18 protein-coding genes are annotated in these 18,298 nt (G+C 41.7%); 9 read left to right on the top strand and 9 right to left on the bottom strand.

Features of this window, described 5'->3' with window-relative positions; genetic code table 11:
- Window positions 1-5 precede the first annotated feature (5 nt).
- On the bottom strand, window positions 6-2,495 hold the full coding sequence (gene nirB, locus Q3A68_RS16100) for a nitrite reductase large subunit NirB (RefSeq protein ID WP_302902138.1): 2,490 nt from the start codon (window positions 2,493-2,495) through the stop codon (window positions 6-8).
- Window positions 2,496-2,804: 309 nt separating this feature from the next.
- Between nirB and cobA the strand changes: the two genes are divergently transcribed.
- The 7 genes from cobA (at window position 2,805) to Q3A68_RS16065 (ending at window position 7,721) form a co-directional block, all read left to right on the top strand.
- Window positions 2,805-3,545 carry a uroporphyrinogen-III C-methyltransferase gene (gene cobA, locus Q3A68_RS16095; protein WP_302902137.1) on the top strand — a complete coding sequence of 247 codons (741 nt, stop codon included), beginning with the start codon at window positions 2,805-2,807 and terminating at the stop codon, window positions 3,543-3,545.
- A 5-nt stretch (window positions 3,546-3,550) separates the two neighbouring features.
- Window positions 3,551-3,910 (top strand): DUF7009 family protein, encoded by a 360-nt coding sequence (locus Q3A68_RS16090; RefSeq protein WP_302902136.1) that lies wholly within the window; start codon window positions 3,551-3,553, stop codon window positions 3,908-3,910.
- A 118-nt stretch (window positions 3,911-4,028) separates the two neighbouring features.
- Window positions 4,029-5,048 carry a threonine aldolase family protein gene (locus tag Q3A68_RS16085; RefSeq protein ID WP_302902135.1) on the top strand — a complete coding sequence of 340 codons (1,020 nt, stop codon included), beginning with the start codon at window positions 4,029-4,031 and terminating at the stop codon, window positions 5,046-5,048.
- 84 nt (window positions 5,049-5,132) lie between these two features.
- A complete protein-coding gene (locus Q3A68_RS16080; protein WP_302902134.1) occupies window positions 5,133-5,615 on the top strand; it encodes a YybH family protein in 483 nt (160 codons plus the stop codon).
- Window positions 5,616-5,639: 24 nt separating this feature from the next.
- Complete coding sequence (locus Q3A68_RS16075) at window positions 5,640-6,452, top strand: helix-turn-helix transcriptional regulator (RefSeq protein WP_302902133.1); 813 nt, start codon at window positions 5,640-5,642, stop codon at window positions 6,450-6,452.
- 90 nt (window positions 6,453-6,542) lie between these two features.
- Window positions 6,543-7,310, top strand: a complete 768-nt coding sequence (locus Q3A68_RS16070) for an isocitrate lyase/PEP mutase family protein (RefSeq protein ID WP_302902132.1) — start codon at window positions 6,543-6,545, stop codon at window positions 7,308-7,310.
- A gap of 30 nt (window positions 7,311-7,340) precedes the next feature.
- On the top strand, window positions 7,341-7,721 hold the full coding sequence (locus Q3A68_RS16065; protein ID WP_302902131.1) for a YybH family protein: 381 nt from the start codon (window positions 7,341-7,343) through the stop codon (window positions 7,719-7,721).
- A gap of 47 nt (window positions 7,722-7,768) precedes the next feature.
- Here the strand turns inward: Q3A68_RS16065 and Q3A68_RS16060 are convergent, their stop codons facing one another.
- The 6 genes from Q3A68_RS16060 to Q3A68_RS16035 all read right to left on the bottom strand — a co-directional run bounded on the left by Q3A68_RS16060 (window position 7,769) and on the right by Q3A68_RS16035 (window position 13,873).
- Window positions 7,769-9,334 carry a M81 family metallopeptidase gene (locus tag Q3A68_RS16060; RefSeq protein WP_302902130.1) on the bottom strand — a complete coding sequence of 522 codons (1,566 nt, stop codon included), beginning with the start codon at window positions 9,332-9,334 and terminating at the stop codon, window positions 7,769-7,771.
- Between the two features lie 12 nt (window positions 9,335-9,346).
- Window positions 9,347-10,399, bottom strand: coding sequence for a hypothetical protein (locus tag Q3A68_RS16055; RefSeq protein ID WP_302902129.1), 1,053 nt, complete (start codon window positions 10,397-10,399; stop codon window positions 9,347-9,349).
- A gap of 67 nt (window positions 10,400-10,466) precedes the next feature.
- The gene (locus tag Q3A68_RS16050) at window positions 10,467-10,859 is read right to left on the bottom strand and encodes an OsmC family protein (protein WP_302902128.1); all 393 of its coding nucleotides are present in this window, start codon (window positions 10,857-10,859) and stop codon (window positions 10,467-10,469) included.
- A 17-nt stretch (window positions 10,860-10,876) separates the two neighbouring features.
- The gene (locus Q3A68_RS16045; RefSeq protein WP_302902127.1) at window positions 10,877-12,898 is read right to left on the bottom strand and encodes a beta-L-arabinofuranosidase domain-containing protein; all 2,022 of its coding nucleotides are present in this window, start codon (window positions 12,896-12,898) and stop codon (window positions 10,877-10,879) included.
- Between the two features lie 92 nt (window positions 12,899-12,990).
- Complete coding sequence (locus tag Q3A68_RS16040; protein WP_302902126.1) at window positions 12,991-13,488, bottom strand: SRPBCC family protein; 498 nt, start codon at window positions 13,486-13,488, stop codon at window positions 12,991-12,993.
- A gap of 43 nt (window positions 13,489-13,531) precedes the next feature.
- Window positions 13,532-13,873 carry an ArsR/SmtB family transcription factor gene (locus tag Q3A68_RS16035; RefSeq protein WP_302902125.1) on the bottom strand — a complete coding sequence of 114 codons (342 nt, stop codon included), beginning with the start codon at window positions 13,871-13,873 and terminating at the stop codon, window positions 13,532-13,534.
- Between the two features lie 121 nt (window positions 13,874-13,994).
- Between Q3A68_RS16035 and Q3A68_RS16030 the strand changes: the two genes are divergently transcribed.
- Window positions 13,995-15,353 carry a DNA/RNA non-specific endonuclease gene (locus Q3A68_RS16030; RefSeq protein ID WP_302902124.1) on the top strand — a complete coding sequence of 453 codons (1,359 nt, stop codon included), beginning with the start codon at window positions 13,995-13,997 and terminating at the stop codon, window positions 15,351-15,353.
- A 24-nt stretch (window positions 15,354-15,377) separates the two neighbouring features.
- Entirely contained in the window at window positions 15,378-16,847 is a 1,470-nt protein-coding gene (locus Q3A68_RS16025) for a gluconokinase (RefSeq protein ID WP_302902123.1), read from the top strand.
- A 56-nt stretch (window positions 16,848-16,903) separates the two neighbouring features.
- On the opposite strand, the gene Q3A68_RS16020 is transcribed toward Q3A68_RS16025, so the two are convergent.
- Both Q3A68_RS16020 and Q3A68_RS16015 read right to left on the bottom strand, forming a co-directional pair.
- Complete coding sequence (locus Q3A68_RS16020; RefSeq protein WP_302902122.1) at window positions 16,904-17,506, bottom strand: GIN domain-containing protein; 603 nt, start codon at window positions 17,504-17,506, stop codon at window positions 16,904-16,906.
- Window positions 17,507-17,765: 259 nt separating this feature from the next.
- On the bottom strand, window positions 17,766-18,224 hold the full coding sequence (locus Q3A68_RS16015) for a MarR family winged helix-turn-helix transcriptional regulator (protein ID WP_302902121.1): 459 nt from the start codon (window positions 18,222-18,224) through the stop codon (window positions 17,766-17,768).
- Between the last annotated feature and the right edge of the window lie 74 nt (window positions 18,225-18,298).

The following is an 18,298-nucleotide window of genomic DNA, read 5'->3' as shown; positions in this document are numbered from 1 at the left end:
GACTATTACCACTTCGCCTTCACCTGGTCGCGCATCGGTTCAAATTTCACTGCCGGATCTTTTTCTTCCGGAGCATTAACAAAGTGAGCGAAACGTTTGCGCAGATCAGGATTTTCAACCACTTCTTTCCACTCACAATGGTAAGTATCTATTAAGCCTTGCATCTCTTCTTCTAATTGATCGTTAATACCAAGACTGTCATTTACGATCACATTTTTCAGATAACTCATACCGCCCTCCATTTTATTCAACCAGGTTGCAGTACGGGTTAACGGATCAGCTGTTTTGATATAAAACATCAGGAATCTGTCCAGGTATTTAACACAGGTTTCCTTATCGATATCCGTGGCTAAAAGCTGCGCATGCTGCGGTTTCGACCCGCCATTACCACACACATACAAGTTCCAGCCCTTCTCGGTAGCTATGATGCCAAAGTCTTTTGACTGAGCTTCAGCACATTCACGGATACATCCGCTTACACCGCCTTTAATTTTATGAGGAGCTCGTATGCCTTTATATCTATCTTCCACCTCGATGGCAAATGACACACTATCATGCAAGCCAAAACGACACCAGGTACTTCCAACGCAACTTTTAACCGTACGCAAAGCCTTGCCATAAGCATGGCCGCTTTCAAATCCCGCATCAATCAGCTCCTCCCAGATGGCAGGCAGATCATTCAGATGTGCACCGAACATATCAATACGCTGGCCGCCGGTTATTTTGGTGTACAAACCATATTTTTTAGCTACCTGCCCTATTACGATCAGCTTATCAGGCGTAATTTCTCCGCCGGGTATGCGCGGCACAACAGAATAAGTGCCACCTTTTTGAATATTAGCCAGGTAACGGTCGTTGCTATCCTGAATGGTATCCTGCTTTACAATAACATCATTCCACAAACTGGAGAGGATACTGGCAACTGCAGGCTTACACACTTCACAGCCGTCTCCCTTACCGAAATGGTCGAGTACCAGGTCGTAATTTTTTACCTTGTTTATTTTGACAAGATCATACAACTCCTGGCGCGAATAATCAAAATGCTCGCATATTACATTTTTGACATATTGACCATTAGCTTTCAGCGTTCCTGCTATCAAATCCTTTACCAAAGGCACACATCCCCCACAACCAGTACCCGCTTTGGTACATTTCTTTATTCCATCAATTGACGTTGCGCCATCGTTCACAGCGGAACAAATCGCTACCTTACTCACCGCTTCGCACGAGCATATCAGCGCATCATCTGGCAGACTCATTACCCCTGCTCCTTCACTAGCCTCAGTGCCACGTGAACCAAGTATCAGATCTTCAGGATTTGGCGGTAGTATAATTCTATTATTAACCGTTTGGAGTAAAATATTATAAGCTTCAGCTTCCCCTACCAATATTCCACCCAATAGGTATTTTCCATCATTGCTGATGTTAATACGTTTATATATGCCTTTGTGGGTATCTTCAAATATTATCGTGCGGCAATCAGGTTCAGTAATAAAGGCATCACCAAAGCTGGCTACATCCACACCAATCAACTTAAGCTTGGTGCTCATATCATAGCCATGAAAATGCTTATCGCCGCCTATTAAATAAGTAGCAACAATTTCGGCCATCTCATAACCAGGCGCTACCAGGCCATAGATCATACCATCGTATAATGCACACTCGCCGATTGCAAAAATCGACTCATCACTGGTCTGCATTTTTTCATTCACTACAATCCCACCTCTGGTTCCCGTATGCAAACCAGCAAGTTTTGCAAGTTCATCGCGCGGACGTATACCCGCCGAAATAACCAGCATATCTACAACCAGCGAGGTATCATCATTAAATTTCAAAGATTCTATCTTATGATCGCCGGCAATTTCTGATGTACTTTTATTCAGATGGATATTCAAACCCAATTGTTTAAGCTTTGATTGCAGCATAGCACTACCTGCCGAATCAATTTGCCTTGGCATTAAACGCGGCGCAAACTCAACGACATGGGTTTCAGCAATCCCAAGATCTATCAATGCCTTTGCAGCCTCGAGTCCCAACAACCCGCCCCCCATCACCACACCAGATTTTGCTTGCGCGGCGTAAGCTTTGATCAACTCCAAATCGTCGATAGTACGGTAAACAAATACACCGTCCTTTTCAATTCCGGGAATATCAGGAACAAAAGCCGAAGATCCGGTTGCTAAAACCAGGTAATCATACTTTAAGGTCAGTCCTTTTAAAGAATGTATTGTTTTTTCAGAGCGGTTGATTTCCTGGATAGGATCATCCAGATATAATTGTATACCGTTATCAGCATACCATGTTTCAGATGACATCGAAAGGTCGTCTGCTGATTTTCCGTTAAAATATTCGCTGAGATGAACCCTGTCATAGGCCCTGCGCGACTCTTCTCCGAAAACTATGATCTGGAAGCCGGATGATTTGGATACAAGTCTTTCACAGAACTTGTATCCCACCATACCGTTGCCAACTACTATAATGGTTGGTTTCGACATAACGGTCTTTTTAAATGTTAAAGCAAATTTTATTCTAAACACATCTAAGTTGCGACCATAAATGCATTTACTGTAACAATATTACGGAATAAAATGACTATTACCATATTTTAAGAGCAAAAAATTCATTTTTATCATCATTTTTATGATATTAATAATATTTTCAAGGCAAAAGACTCAATTTTTGCAATTTTTTTATAACATAAATCACTTTTAAACGACTATTTTTGTAAATAACACAAAATAAATGAGCGTTTTGTTTAGAAAAACTTCAATTGAAAGACTTATCAGCCACTTTTTTGGTAAAAAATGAAAGAAAAAGAAATATTTCCTGAATTATTTGTTTTGGGTGCAGGTCCGGGCGACCCGGAATTGATTACAGTGAAAGGGTACCGGATTTTGCAGGAAGCAGATGTGATTCTTTACGACAACCTGGCTAATAAGGAGTTACTAAATCTTTCAAAACCTGAATGCGAAAAAATATATGTAGGCAAACAACCTTACGGCAATTATACTTCTCAGGAAGAGATACACGAAATGATAAAACATTTCGCTTTTGCAAAAGGCAAGGTAGTGAGACTCAAAGGAGGTGATCCCTTTATATTTGGCCGGGGGTTTGAAGAGGTACTATATGCCAGGGCAAATGGCATCAAAACACATTTTATTCCAGGGATAACCAGTATGCAGGCATCGGGTTTGGAGGACATCCCGTTAACCCATCGCGCCATAAGTGAAGGTATATGGATCATAACCGGAACAAAAAAAGACGGCACTTTATCGTCGGATCTCAGGCTGGCCATGCAAAGCAATGCGACGGTGGTTATTTACATGGGCATGAAACAAATTGAAACCATTGCCGATACCTATATAAAAGAAAAAAGGGGTTCAACCCCCGCAGCTATTATTCAACATGCTTCGCTCCCACAGCAAAAATCTGTAACCGGAGTTGTAAAAGATCTACCGGAAATGGCCGCCAAACATAATTTGACATACCCCGCTATTATTATTATCGGCGACGTAGTTAGCCTTCATTCACAAATAAACAGTTAGAATTCATGAAAATCCGTATAAAAGGCAATAGTTTACGCTATCGGCTCACAAAAACAGATGTCGATACCTTCTCAAAAGAGGGTTATATAGCAGAAATTATCAATTTTGGTGAGCAATCACTGGTATATGCCGTAAAGAGCGCGTCTGTCGATCAATTAACGGCAAATTTTCAGAATAATAAGATCACCCTGTTTATGCCAAATGCAATGGCAGAAGAGTGGGCCTCGACAGACCGGGTAGGTTTTGAAAACAATGATGGTCAGCTTTATCTACTGATAGAGAAAGACTTTAAATGCCTGGACAATGTGGCCGAAGATCAAAGCGACAACTATCCTAACCCGCTGGCTTTGCATAAAACTTTATAATTGCGTGTTTTCATCTTTCTCCGCCAAAGCCTTTAGCAAAACCAAGGGCTTTTTACCAGCTAGTCATTATCTTAGCTGAATACACCGTTGAACGATTAGAAAAACACTTAATAACAAGATGATAAATTTTGCAAGCGAGAACTATGCAGGCGTACAAGCCGATATGATGCAGGCCCTGACAGATGCCAATAAAGGCAACGCAGCTTCTTATGGCAATGATGCCGTTACTGCTGAAACTACCGGACTGCTGAAAGATATATTGGGTAGCGATATCGAGGTGTACTTCACCTTTAACGGCACAGGCGCCAATAACTTTGGCCTCGGCAGCGTCACAGAAAGATACAACTCTATCTTCTGTGCTGACGTTGCCCATTTGTATGTGGATGAATCCACTGCACCTGAATCATTTATCGGTTGTCGCATTTATACTATTCCGTCGGAGAGCGGGAAAATAACTGCAGAAAGCTTGCGATCAGCCATAATACGTGCCGGAGATATCCATCACCCGCAGCCTAAAGTGGTATCGCTAACCCAACCTACGGAGTATGGTACGGTTTATACACTTGATGAATTGAAATCAATAAAATCTGTTTGCACTGAAAATAACATGCTGTTGCATGTTGATGGGGCTCGCTTTTTCAATGCAGCAGTTTACCTGAACGCCTCTCTCAAACAAATGACAGAGCACATCGATATACTTACTCTTGGAGGCACTAAAGCCGGAATGATGTTTGGCGAAGCGGTGATCTTCTTTCACATCAAATCCAGTAGTTCATACAAATATCATTTAAAGCGCAGCATGCAATTAGCATCCAAAAACCGTTTTATCGCCGCACAATTTCAGGCAATGCTCAAAAATGGCTTATGGCAAAAGCTTGCTCGGCATACTAATGACCTGGCTAAGCGATTTGAGCAGGAAGTGGGCAGCATACCCGGTATTGCTATCGCTCATCCTGTTCAGACCAATTCTGTTTTTCTAACCATGTCTCCATCATTGTACGAAAAAATGCATCAGCATTTTCATTTTTATTACTGGAATGATCTGAAAAGTGAAGTTCGGTTGGTTTTTTCCTTTGATAATACCGAGAAGGAAATTGCCGATTTTGCAACACTTTTGGCTGAATATACAAAAGGCTGAATTTCGGCAACCATTGTTCCGATTTATACAATTTTAAGCGTGATAGCAACTTTATTTTTGCTAACAACTTCAATTTAAAATGATATGAAAAGGAACAATATTCAATCCGCAATTTTCTTGTTTGCAATGTTCTGTTTGTTTAACAATTGCGATGCTCAGCAGCACCCAACGGAAAATCCAAACCTGGAAGAAGCTAAAAAGGCAATAGCAAAAAGTAACAGCATTTATTTCCAGGCCTTTGCAAAAGGAGATTCATCAATATTTATTGATCGCTACGCAAAAGATTGCTGGATCATGCCTCCAAATGCCCCGGCGTTGTGCGGTGCAGATGCTCCTCTTGAGTTTTTCAGAATAGCCTATCATAAATTTGGCCTCAGAAACGGCAGATTTATTACTACAGATGTATTTGGCGATGGCAGGGAGTTTGTTACCGAAGTGGGGTTCTGGCAATCATTCGATGTGGACAATAAAATGTTTGACAATGGCAAATTTCTTGTCCTATGGAAAAAAACACCGAATGGGTGGAAAATGTTCAGGGATTCATTCAGCAGCGATCACGATAAATAAAAATAAGAATCATAACTTTATGCAATGGAACTGAAGTATTTTTCTCCATCTGAAGCGTTAAAACCGTATGTTAAGCACTACTATATCTTTGAATCGGATACTGAAGCAGGATTTGAGGATACGGTGTTCCCAAGCGGCGATATGGAGATGATCTTTAATCTGGGCGAAGGGATTTGGGAATCATCTGTTGACAATATATTTACCACGACACCCAAAATAGAATTATGGGGTCAGATTACAAAGCCATTAGCCATAAGATCAAATGGCAGGCATACTATGCTTGGCATTAAATTCTTCACGCATTCTGCCGCTTATTTTTTAGATGATGAGATCGGGGTTTTTAACGACCAGGTTTCTGATCTGGGCGATATTATAGGCACACCTGTTAAAGTTTTGCATGCCCAGCTTTTAGAAACAAAGGACATTGCCAAAAGAATAGAGCTTATCGAGCTATTCTTATTGAAAAGATTGATTGTCCATGAAAAAAAGGTTTTCAGGATCGATAAGGTAGGCCATATTTTAACGGGCATTAAAAAAAATCCAGAGGAAAGCAATATTAACAATATCGCATCCAAGCACGGTATTACATCCCGTTATCTTCACAAATTGATCCATCAGCATACGGGCCTCTCTCCCTCTTCATTTAATAAGATAATCCGGTTTCAGTTTAGCCTTAAGCTTATTACTAAAAATGACCAGCCCCTTACTTCAATCGCCTACAATTGCGGTTATTTTGACCAGTCCCACTTTATAAGAGACTTTAAATCTTTTACCGGGCTTACCCCTTCTGCTTACCTGGAAAATATTACCCCGGTAAATCAACTCCTTCAGCAATAATTTTTTCGGGAGTTCCGATCCATACAATTTTCACGTTTATCTCGGGGATAACTTTGTTAAAAATTAATAAACAAAGTAAATCTCTATTGTATGAATCATTTCGAAACATTTAAACAATTACATCAAAACTCAAAGCCTTTTTTGCTGGGGAATATCTGGGATATAAACAGTGCGAAAATATTTGAAGCTAATGATTATAAAGCGATAGGCATATCCAGCCACGCATTAGCAAATTCCTTTGGTTACCAGGATGGAGAAAACCTGCCTTTTAATATCCTGCTTCAAGTCGCTAAGAGAGTGGTTGAAGTAACCAACATCCCCTTTTCGGTGGACATGGAAAGTGGTTACAGCCGGACAATTACAGGCATTATTGAAAACATAGAAAAGCTTCATGATACAGGTGTTGCAGGAATAAATCTGGAAGATACCATTCCCGGTAATGAGCGTCAATTTCAATCCGTTGGGGAATTTCAAAAGATTCTTTCAGCCATAGCGGATCACATCAGCCGAAATAATTTGAAGCTATTTATCAATGTAAGGACGGACGGGTTTCTGCTTGGTATGCCAACGGCACTTACAGAAACACTTACGCGGGTCAAAAGTTATGAAAACACAGGCGCCGATGGCATATTCGTTCCTTGTATTACCAATAGGAGCGACATTACAGAAGTAGTGAAAGCTACCCGTCTTCCTATTAACGTAATGTGCATGCCTAACCTTCCGAACTTTGAAGAGTTGGGGGCACTTGGAGTAAAAAGGATCAGCATGGGGCCATTCCTTTTCAACAAGGTATACAACTATGCTTCGGAGCTTGCAAAAGCGGTTTATAGCGACCAAAACTTCTCATCTATACTTTAAAAATTTCCATCACTATTTAAATAAAACAAAATGAACTTACCAAAAAGAGCAGAAGATGCTCACACAACTTTAGCAGCTGCGTTCAACACAGGCGACGTAGCCACAGTAATGAATATGTATGATGTTACGGGCATTATTGTACCAGAACCCGGCAAACCCGTATCGGGCAGGGAAAAATTTGAAGAATCGATAAAAGCTATTTTATCCATCAAGGGAAAAATGGAAATCAAAACAGTTTATTGCCTTCAAACAGGAAACATTGCCCTGGGAAGATCCGAATGGAGCATTACAGACGGCAACGAAGTAAAAATAAGCGCCAAAGGCATCGAGGTCATGAAGCAGCAATCCGACGGTACCTGGAAAATTGTTATAGACCAGGCGTTCGGCGCTGAAGCCAATCTTGTTGTATAAGATGCATAAGAAAAGCATTCAAGGGATAGCATATTGCTATTCCCTTGTTATTTCGCCAAATCCGATGAAGGCACGAGTTTCGCCTTAAGATCAGGGTTTTTCATATCCTTATCCAACGGAAAGATGGGTCTCTTTAACCTTTTATAAGGTAAGTGTTCAATATCCTGGTCTACCCCACCTGGTGTTAAAGCCAGCAGCCAATCGGCACGCATATTATATAGTTCGGGTTCAAGGTAGCCTATCTTTACGACTACTATATCAGCAGTCCTTGGATTAAGTCCCAGTTTTGTAAAATCTTTTTCGTGGTGATATGGCTTTCTTTTTTGCGTTACAATAATGTGTACGCTTCCCATTTTTATGGACGCTTCCACTTCAGCATCCGCGTCGCCTTTGACGATTGATTCTACAGTCCCGACGATATGCACCGGCGGAGCAAGCCTTGAATCTACCTTAGCTCCGGCATACCCGTCTACATGACCGCCGACACCTGCCGCTATCGCCTTTTTAATCAGTTCAGGTCCGGGAATGGATGCGTAAAGAAGCGAAGGTCCTTTATCCGTTTTAAATTCTGGCCGTTTCAATATCTGCGTTAATGTCCAGGTCACATCTCCCGCCCCTCCGGCGGTCGGATTATCGCCGGAATCGCTGATATAGAATGGATGTTTCTTACTGGCAATAGCTTTATCCAGGCACTCCTTTAAATTGCCGGTTGGCGCCACAAACTTAAATTCCTTACGTACATCCCAAAAGCTTTTAGCCAGGTACTCTGCTGTGCTGGTCACTTTGGCTTTATCATCGCCTGTTACCATCACTACAGCATGGTTTCGGGGCTCATCGGCCCAGGCATAGCCTATCCATATCGCTGCATCAACAATACCTCTCTGTTTTGCAGCGGGCCATACTTTCTGGTAAAGGCTTTTACCAGGTTCGATGCGGGTACTGGTTTTTTCGCCGGGTAATAAAATAGGAATTGCGATATATGCTTTGTAGGCCGGCTTGCCCTTGCCATCTTCAAGCCGTTCGATGAGGTTAGTCACTGCCCGGCGCTTGGTTTGTATGGCATCCTCATGCGGGGCCATACGGTAGCAGGTGATCAAATCACTGTTCTCTGCCAGTCGCCACGAAACATTACCATGCAGGTCCATCGCCGTTGAAATGATAGTCTTTTTACCAACCACTTTTCTTATCCTCACAAGGAAATCACCTTCAGGATCTTCCAAACCAACTACACTCATCGCACCGTGTATATCGTAGAACAATCCGTCATAAGGCCCGTGCTTTTTAAGTGAATCCAGGGTCTTCCTCACCAGCGACTCATATGCTGCCCTGGTTACTGCTCCGCCCGGTAAAGCATGTCCGTCTATCGTCGGAACCCAAACTGCCGCCTTGCGAACCGCCGAATCAGGAGCCCAAAACGGATAAATCGAAAAAACAGCATCACCATATTTGGCGTGAAATGCCGCCTCATCCGTCAATGCCGGCGAAAACGTACTCGATTCAATACCTAAACCTGCGATCGCAATACGTGGCAAATGATTAACCGGAGTATTGGGTTGTGCTATTGCCAGCGATGCAACTGCACTGAAAATCAATAAAAAAGACAGACGTTTCATTTTATAAGGGTTTTATATCTTTTTTGATTTTATCAGGCCATTCTCCTCCCAAACACACAACACTTTATTGCCTGGCAGAATGTGTGTTTTTAAATAACTTCCCTTACTCACGATAGTCTCCTGGTTGGTTTGAACATTTTTATATTTTAACTCACCGGCATCGCCCATAGCAACTATAGTTTGACCAGAACCAGTACTGATACTACAATCCCGACCTTTGCCAAGTTCTTTTTCATTTCCGCCTGCTTTGCAATAATAAACAACACCCTGTCTTTGCCAGGTTGTATTAATCGTATTATCCGCATTAAAATTCAGCCCCCCGCCGTCCATCGGGCAGGCATTGAGTTTCCAGGTGCCGCTTCCTAATTTAGTAGCAGCATTAAAAATTTTCCCTTTATTGGCAGATGTAGTCAGATATAGATCGCGGGAGCCGCTTAGCCAGTTTCTGAACATAATAGCAACATTTGATCCTTTAACAGTGATACTCGGCCGGCAACACTCACAAACATGTTCATCAGGCGATTGGTAAACCAATTTGTTTTTGAGCCATTGGGTATGCCCTGCCGGAAGAGACGAAAAGAAAATATTGTTCCTTTTATTCAGGCGTAGGTCAAGCCAGGCGGCATAAAAGTTATCCTGGTTGTCGCATGCGATATTCATTAACCCTTCCGGTGCAGAGCCTTTAATATCATTTACCATACCTTCGTTTTGCCACAGCCCTTTTTTATGATTAAGCATAAAGAAATGGATGTTCCCGCTTTGATCCATCGCGGTAACAACACTGTAATGAGCAGAGCTCGCTAACTGTGGCCCACGGGCCATACCCAGGTGCATTTTGGAGACAACGCCGACCAGTACAGGTTTAGAGAAAGAGCTGCCTTTGTCTAAAGAAGTTGAGCAAAAAATACTATCCGTTTGTCCGAATACCACTCTTATAACTCCGGCATTATCAGTACTGATTTGCGGTTGCTGTCCTTTTGAAATTGTTATCTCAGATGAAGAATTCCAGGATATAAAACAAAGTGTAAATAAGGAACAAAAAATTAGTTTATATAATTTAGACATATCTAATAATGGTTTATAAATATAACGTCCTAAATAAAACGCGTTTGTAACAATTCCGGTATAACACTCATTTTATCAGCGTTATATTCAAGCCCTTTCTCAGCGTATTATGAATTTCGGCCACCTGATCAGTATATGCAATCAGGGCATCGATTTCGTGCTTCGGCGTATCTGAAATAACATTTGCTTTGTATTGAAAGTTATAACCGGGCTCCCCTTCGGCTCCAAATTCGCCTGTTACTTCTACCTCAACGCCATCTACTTTAATAGCTCTTTTAGCAGCTTCTCTATAAATATCATTGCAGAAACAAGTCGCTAATGAAAGCAGTAACAATTCACCACCATTAATAGATGAACCATAACCTGTGGACTTTGCCGCGATGTGCATTTCCTTAACCGCGCCGTTGGTCTGCACTTCAATATTGTGCTGATTCAAACTGCTTTTTATGGTAGCTGACATTAACATGAGCTCGATTTTCACTTATTAACAACTGGAAATTCCGAAATCCGCAATTTGGTACATCCGTAAGGTATCAGCGTGATCTGCTGATCTGGTTGCACAGGTTCATTTTCGTTATAAATATTACTGTAAGGCAAAGGGCCTGCCATATCATCATATAATTTCCACGAAGGAATTTGTCTGCCGGTTGTTTTTATAATGATCGGTGCAGCGTCAACCGTCCAGGGATAATTGGCTACTTTTCCGGTTTCTTCAACTTTGTATTGCTCATCCAGTTTATCTTTTGGTGTGGAAATTAACCCAAAATTCCATGGCGTAGTTGGTCTCACTTCATAAAATGTACTGCCATAATTAATGGTATCTTTTGGGTTGTTAACTTTTTTAATATCCTGGCCGATCTTCAAGGCATACACCAAAGGACCGCGTTCAACAGATGCGGAGTTTTCATACCATCTGTTTTGACGTATATGCATAGGCAATTCCAGTTCAATTACATCACCTGATTTCCATTCACGTTTGATCTTTATCACTTGATTACCATCTGGCTCCTGTTCAACTTTGCCATTCACTTTTATAGTTGCCTTTTTGCACCATTGCGGTATTCTTAAATCGAAAGGAAAGGCTACCGGCAATTTACTGTTTATGTTCAACGTGAATTTTATTGTCCCGCTAAATGGATAATCGGTCTGTTCTTTCACATTAACCCAAGTTCCACCTGCCACACTTATCTTTGCTTCTGATGGCGAATAAACCAAAGCAGCTATCCCCTTATCGGCTGTGGCATACCATAAGTTTTGAGTGAACTTTGGCCAGCCCTGGTGCATATTGCTGGTGCAGCAGGCATAGCCGGTCTGCAGACCGTAGCACACATCAGTTCCGCTGTGATTGATATCGAAATTGCGGTCGGCCTGAGTGACCATTACCTGGTTAGCCTGCTGAAAATATTGCCTGTCGGTCAGGTTTTCATCGACCTGGGCAGGTAAGGCGTTAAAGGCTATTCGCTCTAAATGATCTGCATAGCTTACATCGCCGGTAATCGCTAAGGTATTTTCGAGCGTAAACATTTCCTCTACAGCAGTGCAAAGTTCCGAGCCCTGTGTCGGGTTATTGCCATGCAACGACTCATCGCCGCCAAACATACCATTGGCCATGCCATTGTATTTCCACAAATCGGCATAACTTTTCTGGGTTGCCTCCAGGTATTTTTTTTCGGTATGCTGCTGGTAATAAATGATCGGTTCCTTCATCCCTTCGGCCAGGTTTACGCCATGAATGCTTCCGTTTCTCGCCAGCAGATCGGTATTCAAGAAAGACCCGGTATAATCAAAGGTTTGTTTGTGAAGCATTTCGGCCAGGTCGAGCAAAAATTTATCGCCGGTGATATTATACAACCAATAAACCACCATCAGGTTATCCCCGGCTCTGTATCTTGCCCAAAATGACCAGTGATCCAACGGATGAATCGGTAATTCTTTCAATTGGTATTTGAAATAGTTCGTCAGCAGATTTATCACGCGTTTATCACCCGTTGCTGAGTAATACTGCATCAATACCTTCAGCATCACAATCTTGGGCCACCAGTCGTGACTATTATCACGCTGTATTCCTGGTTCAGGGCCATAATCTTTCGCCGGACCAAAATAGCCATCCGGTTGCTGACTCTTTATCGTCCATTCAATCCAGGGCTTTACTTTGGTGATCAATTCTTTATCGTTTAGAATATAAGCCAACGGTAAAAGCCCGTCGATCCAATACGGGCCACGCTCCCACTGATCGCCGTCACCGCCTAACCAGCCGTTACGCTTACCCATTACAGATGGATAAAGCTTGTCCAAATTGCCCGTAGCACCATTTTTCTGCCTGATGAGCATCTCGCGGAGCCAGCCTTCGGGCTTTATTGCGCCAAGCGGCAATTCGATATAAGGGTTTTGCTGCAAAGGGGCCCGGCCATAAACGTAATTGCCTGACTGGCCCCCTTGTGCAAAAGAGTTAATACAGATAAAAGAAAAAAGGATAGTTAATGCGGTAAATGTTCTCATTCTATTCAGGTAGCTTTATACTTTCAAAAGTAATAAAAACCTACCCGAACGAACAAAATAGATAACCGTCAGACGGATATTATATATGCGGTTTAGTTCACTAACTGTTTAGCTAAGAATTCGTCCAGCATTTGGTGAGATTCTTTCACGCCGTACTCCATTCCTGCCTGTACCATCCCATCGCGGTCTGCGACAGATTGAAACACAGATTGAATGATTACCCTTGTGCGATCATTCGGTAACGCCTCAAACCGTGCCGTTTCCAATACCACGTGGCCCGTTTCGGGAAGGCCCTCGAATTCAAAAGTACGTATCAGTCTTTCAGGTACCAGCATCTCGTGCGAAACGCCATGAAAACCGTACTCGTTACCCTGTGGGTCGATATGAATATAACGGTATGAGCCACCGGCCCAAGCCTCATGTTTATCGATGCGCATTTTCATGTTGCACGGACCAAGCCATTTAACGAGCATATCCGCCTCTGTAAATGCCCTAAAAACTAATTCGCGCGGAGCTTCAAATTCTCTTTTGATAAATAGCTCCTGTTTGCCTGGTTCGGCAATGATCTCAGTTTGATTATTAGATGCCATAACTATTTGTTTATTAAATGGTTAAATTTTATAGATAATTTGTTTACTCCTTTTTCTTCTCTTTCGTCTTATATTCTTCCAATAAATCGTCGAGCACATTAAATCTTCCTTGCCAAAGTTTCCGGAATTGCTCTATCCAGTTCGATACTTCACCTAACTGCTGCAGCGATGCTTCGCAATACCTTTCTCTTCCCTGCTTTTTAATAACGATCAGTCCGCACTCAGTCAATATTTTGATATGCTGGGAAATTGCAGGCCGGCTCACATCAAAATTCTCTGCAATGGAATTCAGGTTAAGCGGATTAAAAGCTATCAGGTTGATAATTTCTCTGCGTGTCGGATCGGCTATTGCCTGAAAAACATCCCTTCTTGATTGTAGTGCCATTTCGATATGTAAGTATTTCCTTACAAATATATATGTAAGTATTTACTTACGCAAATTTTTTATGAAAATTTTCTTTGTCCCAATATCACTCGCCTTGCAAAGTCTATCTTGCGGCTTTATTATGAAGATCAAATCACGTTTACTCGTACTTATTTTAACAATTCTTGTTTTTACCAGCGGCTGTAACAGCAATAAAAACCAACTAACAAGCGGAGAATCACCGAAGGAAGACTTTGAGCAGACAGATAAACCAGCTTCAAAAAGTTATACCACCGGATCATTTAAATTTAAAAGCGGAGCCTGGTTATTAAAAGATGCGTTGGTTGGCACGAGCGACAGGGACTCGAAAACCGGCATTCATGCCATTCGTATCCGTAATAATGGCAAATTGTCGATGCAATTCGACATGCAAAATGTAGGTAAAGTGACTATTCATTATGCTACTTATGGAAATGATAAAAGTTCCGAACTACAATTGTGGGTATCTTATAATAACGGTGGCAGTTATCAGCAGATCGGGCAAACGATGACAGCATCCAGCCATGAGTTAGCTTATTTTATAGCTTCTATTAATCAAACCGGGCCGGTTCGAATCGAGATCAGGAAAGTTAGCGGGGGCAAGAACCGTATAAATATTGATGATATAGTTTTCACGGGAATAGAACGTAAATCAGCTCAAAACAATACAAACACAACCGCTGCAAGCACTGACAACCCAGTGCCCGGCGACGACTGGAACTTACTGTTGGGAAACCCAAGCAATGCAACTGACAATACAAGTATAAGCGCAGATAATTACCTGATAGATCACCATTATTATATCGAGAGTTACAGCAAAACAAAAGCTGAACCTAATTGGGTTAGCTGGCATATCGGAGCAGGCGATATCACAGGGAAACGCGGCCCGGATGATTTCAGAGCGGACACCACACTGCCTCCCAAATGGTTCAAAGTAGATAATACTTATTATCGTGGTAGCGGCTTCGACAAAGGTCACAATTGCCCCAGTGGCGACCGCTCTTCGTCATCGGATGCTAATTCTGCTACGTTTTTGATGGATAACATTATTCCGCAAGCACCTAATAATAATCAACATACCTGGGAACATTTGGAAAGCTTTTGCCGTGACCGTGTAAAGGACGGCAACGAAGTTTATGTGATCATGGGCAGTTATGGTACAGGCGGTACCGGAAGAAATGGTTACGCTACATCTATTTATAAAGGCAGAATCAATGTTCCTGCTCATATCTGGAAGATAGCGGTCATTATACCGAATGGCAACAATGACTTGCATAGAATAACATCGCAAACACAAGTAATCGCCATTGACACGCCAAATGACGATAGCATTGACCCTAACTGGATGAAATATATCTGTACAGTAAGAGATATTGAGAAGGTTACCGGGTATAATTTGCTATCAGCATTACCGCAAAATGTTCAGGATGCAGTCGAAACAAAACCGTTCCGGGGCTTTTAACGAAATAAGTATCTTGCATTAAATATGGAATATGTTTTAGGCATCGATATTGGCACCGGGAGCACAAAGGCTGTTGCAGTTGATCTGAAGGGAAATTCGTTTGCAGATAATCAACAGTATTATCAGTTCAGCGCTCCGAAAACAGGCTATCATGAGCAGGATCCACAGCAGATATGGCAGGCCTTTATCGCAAGTATTAAAGGGATCATTGCAAAAACCGCTGCACAGCCGCTGGCAATTAGTTTAAGCAGTGCCATGCATAGCGTTATTGCTGTCGACCAAAATGGCAATGCCCTGGCACCTATGATGACCTGGGCCGATAACCGCAGCGCAGAAATTGCTGTTGAGTTGAGAGCCACCGAACGGGGTATGTCGATATACAAAGCTACCGGTACTCCTATTCATTCCATGTCGCCTTTGTGCAAGCTGATCTGGCTGAAAGAGAATAATCCTGAGCTCCATAAGGCTTATAAGTTCATTTCGATAAAGGAATACATCTGGTATAAACTATTTAACGAGTTTGTGATCGATTATTCTATTGCTTCCAGTACAGGCCTGTTTAATATCACCAAATTTGAATGGCATGATGATGCTCTAAAACTGGCGGGTATTACAGCAGATATGCTTTCTCAACCAGTGCCAACAAACTATGCTCAAACAGGTTGTTCATTAACGTTTCTCGATAAAAATATTCCATTCATCACCGGAGCAAGTGACGGCTGCTTGGCCAATCTGGGCAGTATGGCTACTGAACCAGGAATTGCTGCCATGACTATCGGCACCAGTGGCGCCGTAAGGGTTGCCAGCAATAAACCTTTGCCAAATGAAGAAGCTATGACATTCAGTTATGTACTGGATAAGAATACTTACATCTGCGGCGGCCCAATCAACAACGGTGGCGTGGCTATGCAATGGTGGGTAAAAAATATCGCAGGGCCAAATCCGACCGAAAAAGATTACGAACACCTATTCAGACAAATTGATGACGTGCCGGCAGGCAGTAATGGACTGATCTTCCTGCCCTATCTCACCGGCGAGCGTGCACCGATATGGGATAGTGAAAGCTGCGGCAATTTTTTTGGTGTCAGACTACAGCATACACAAGCCGATTTTTCAAGGGCTGTTTTGGAAGGAATCTGCTTTGCGATGCGCGATGTGCTGGATGCTGTTCAGAAAAACTCGGAGCCGATAATACAGATCAATATCAGCGGGGGATTTACCAAATCCGAAATTTGGGTACAAACATTGGCTGCTATTACCGAAAAAAAGCTGGCTATCCTTCAAACTGATGATGCTTCTGCAGTAGGTGCAGCCTTTATTGCTTTGAAATTAATCGGGGCAATCAAAGAATATCCGAAGGCTGGCAACGATTTGATCGTCTATCAACCCAACACAGCAAACCGCGGTACTTACAATCAATGCTTCATTATTTACAAACAGTTATACAATGACCTGAAAGCGACTATGCACAAAGTCTATAAAAAACACATTTAAAACAAAAAAGCCGATTGTAAATACAATCGACCTTTAATCCAAATCCAAAGTGGTGCTTATTCAAGTATAGTTAAATCATCATTCTTGGCTGCCGTAACGGCATTGATCTTGTTATCAATAATGTGCTCTGCTTTGAAATCGCTTTTAACTACGGTTGTGTTAGCATTGGCAGTTAATCCAAATTCTGTTGCAGTACCACTCAGTTCAGCTTTAGCATGATCGTTCAGTTTTACGTTGGCTCTGTAAGCATCCAGGTCCAAATTAGCAGATGCATTATTATGCAAGTCAACATCGAATTCAATTTTAGAAAGCTTTCCGAATGATTTTACTTCAGCGTTGTCATAAGCAGCTATAGCGCGAAGTTCGTCAGTGCTCACCCATACGATCAATTTTTCAGCATTGTAAGAAGTAATTCTTAAAGTGCCATTGCTGTACTGAACCAAAGCATTTTCAGAATAGTATTTGTTGTAAACTTTCACCTGTTCGACAGAGTTATCAGAAATAAATAATTCCACGTTTCCGCGAACTTCGATCTTATTAATGGCTTTGATCTCTTTTAAAAGAGTATAGTCTGCATTAATTGTAGCAGCATCAGTTGATTTTGAAAATCCTGCAATTGCAACGAATAACAGGATGATAGATAAAATTTTGGTTTTCATTGTTTTTAAGTTTTATTGTATTGATCAAATGCCAAAGCATCATCTAAATACAATACAAAGATACAATGAGTACCTGATAAATTTATCATAAAAGTGTAATTTATACACTAAGTTAATACACTAAAAATCAACGCTTAAATTAAAAAAGGATAATAAAGTATTTTAATAAGAACTAATCAATTCGGTGAAACCCTCCTGCCGGAAAATAAAAATGCCCCTGTTTGGCAGAGGCATCGGGATATATAAAAGTGGAATACTATTAATTCACAGCTGCTTTTTCATGACTCTGGTGAAACTCCACCAGTTTAAGCATTACGTTGATAGCATTCTCGTAGTTTTTAGCGCCAACCACTTTTTTGTACTCTTTTTCAAGTGCCGCCATCTGGCTGCTGATGTGCTCGTAAAAACTGATACCTTCATCAGTTAAATACAACATCATTGATCGTCCATCGGTGCTGCACTTTTCACTGCGCACCAGGTTCAATTCTTCCAGCTCTTTGATCACTTTACTGGCTGCCTGCTTGGTTATGCTCAGGTTTGCCGCCAGTTTGCTGTTGGATATCCCCTTTGTGCCAATACTCATAAACATGGGTATATAGGAGTTATTAAAGCCCTTCAGATTAGCGTGGCATAGTTCGGTGCAATACCAATCATCCGATAGTCTTTTCAACAGGTAAAGTAACCTGCTTGTCATCCTTGATGTATCTTCGTTTAACATGTTTTTCAATTTTTGCTTTCCGGGCGATATAGTCAACCCGGTTTACAAATTTAACGAATATTTTACCCAATAAG

The sequence above is a fragment of the Mucilaginibacter tolerans genome (genome assembly GCF_030519375.1).
Taxonomy (GTDB): domain Bacteria; phylum Bacteroidota; class Bacteroidia; order Sphingobacteriales; family Sphingobacteriaceae; genus Mucilaginibacter.
Note: the sequence above shows the minus strand (reverse complement) of the source record. Positions and strands in the feature narration are given on the sequence as shown.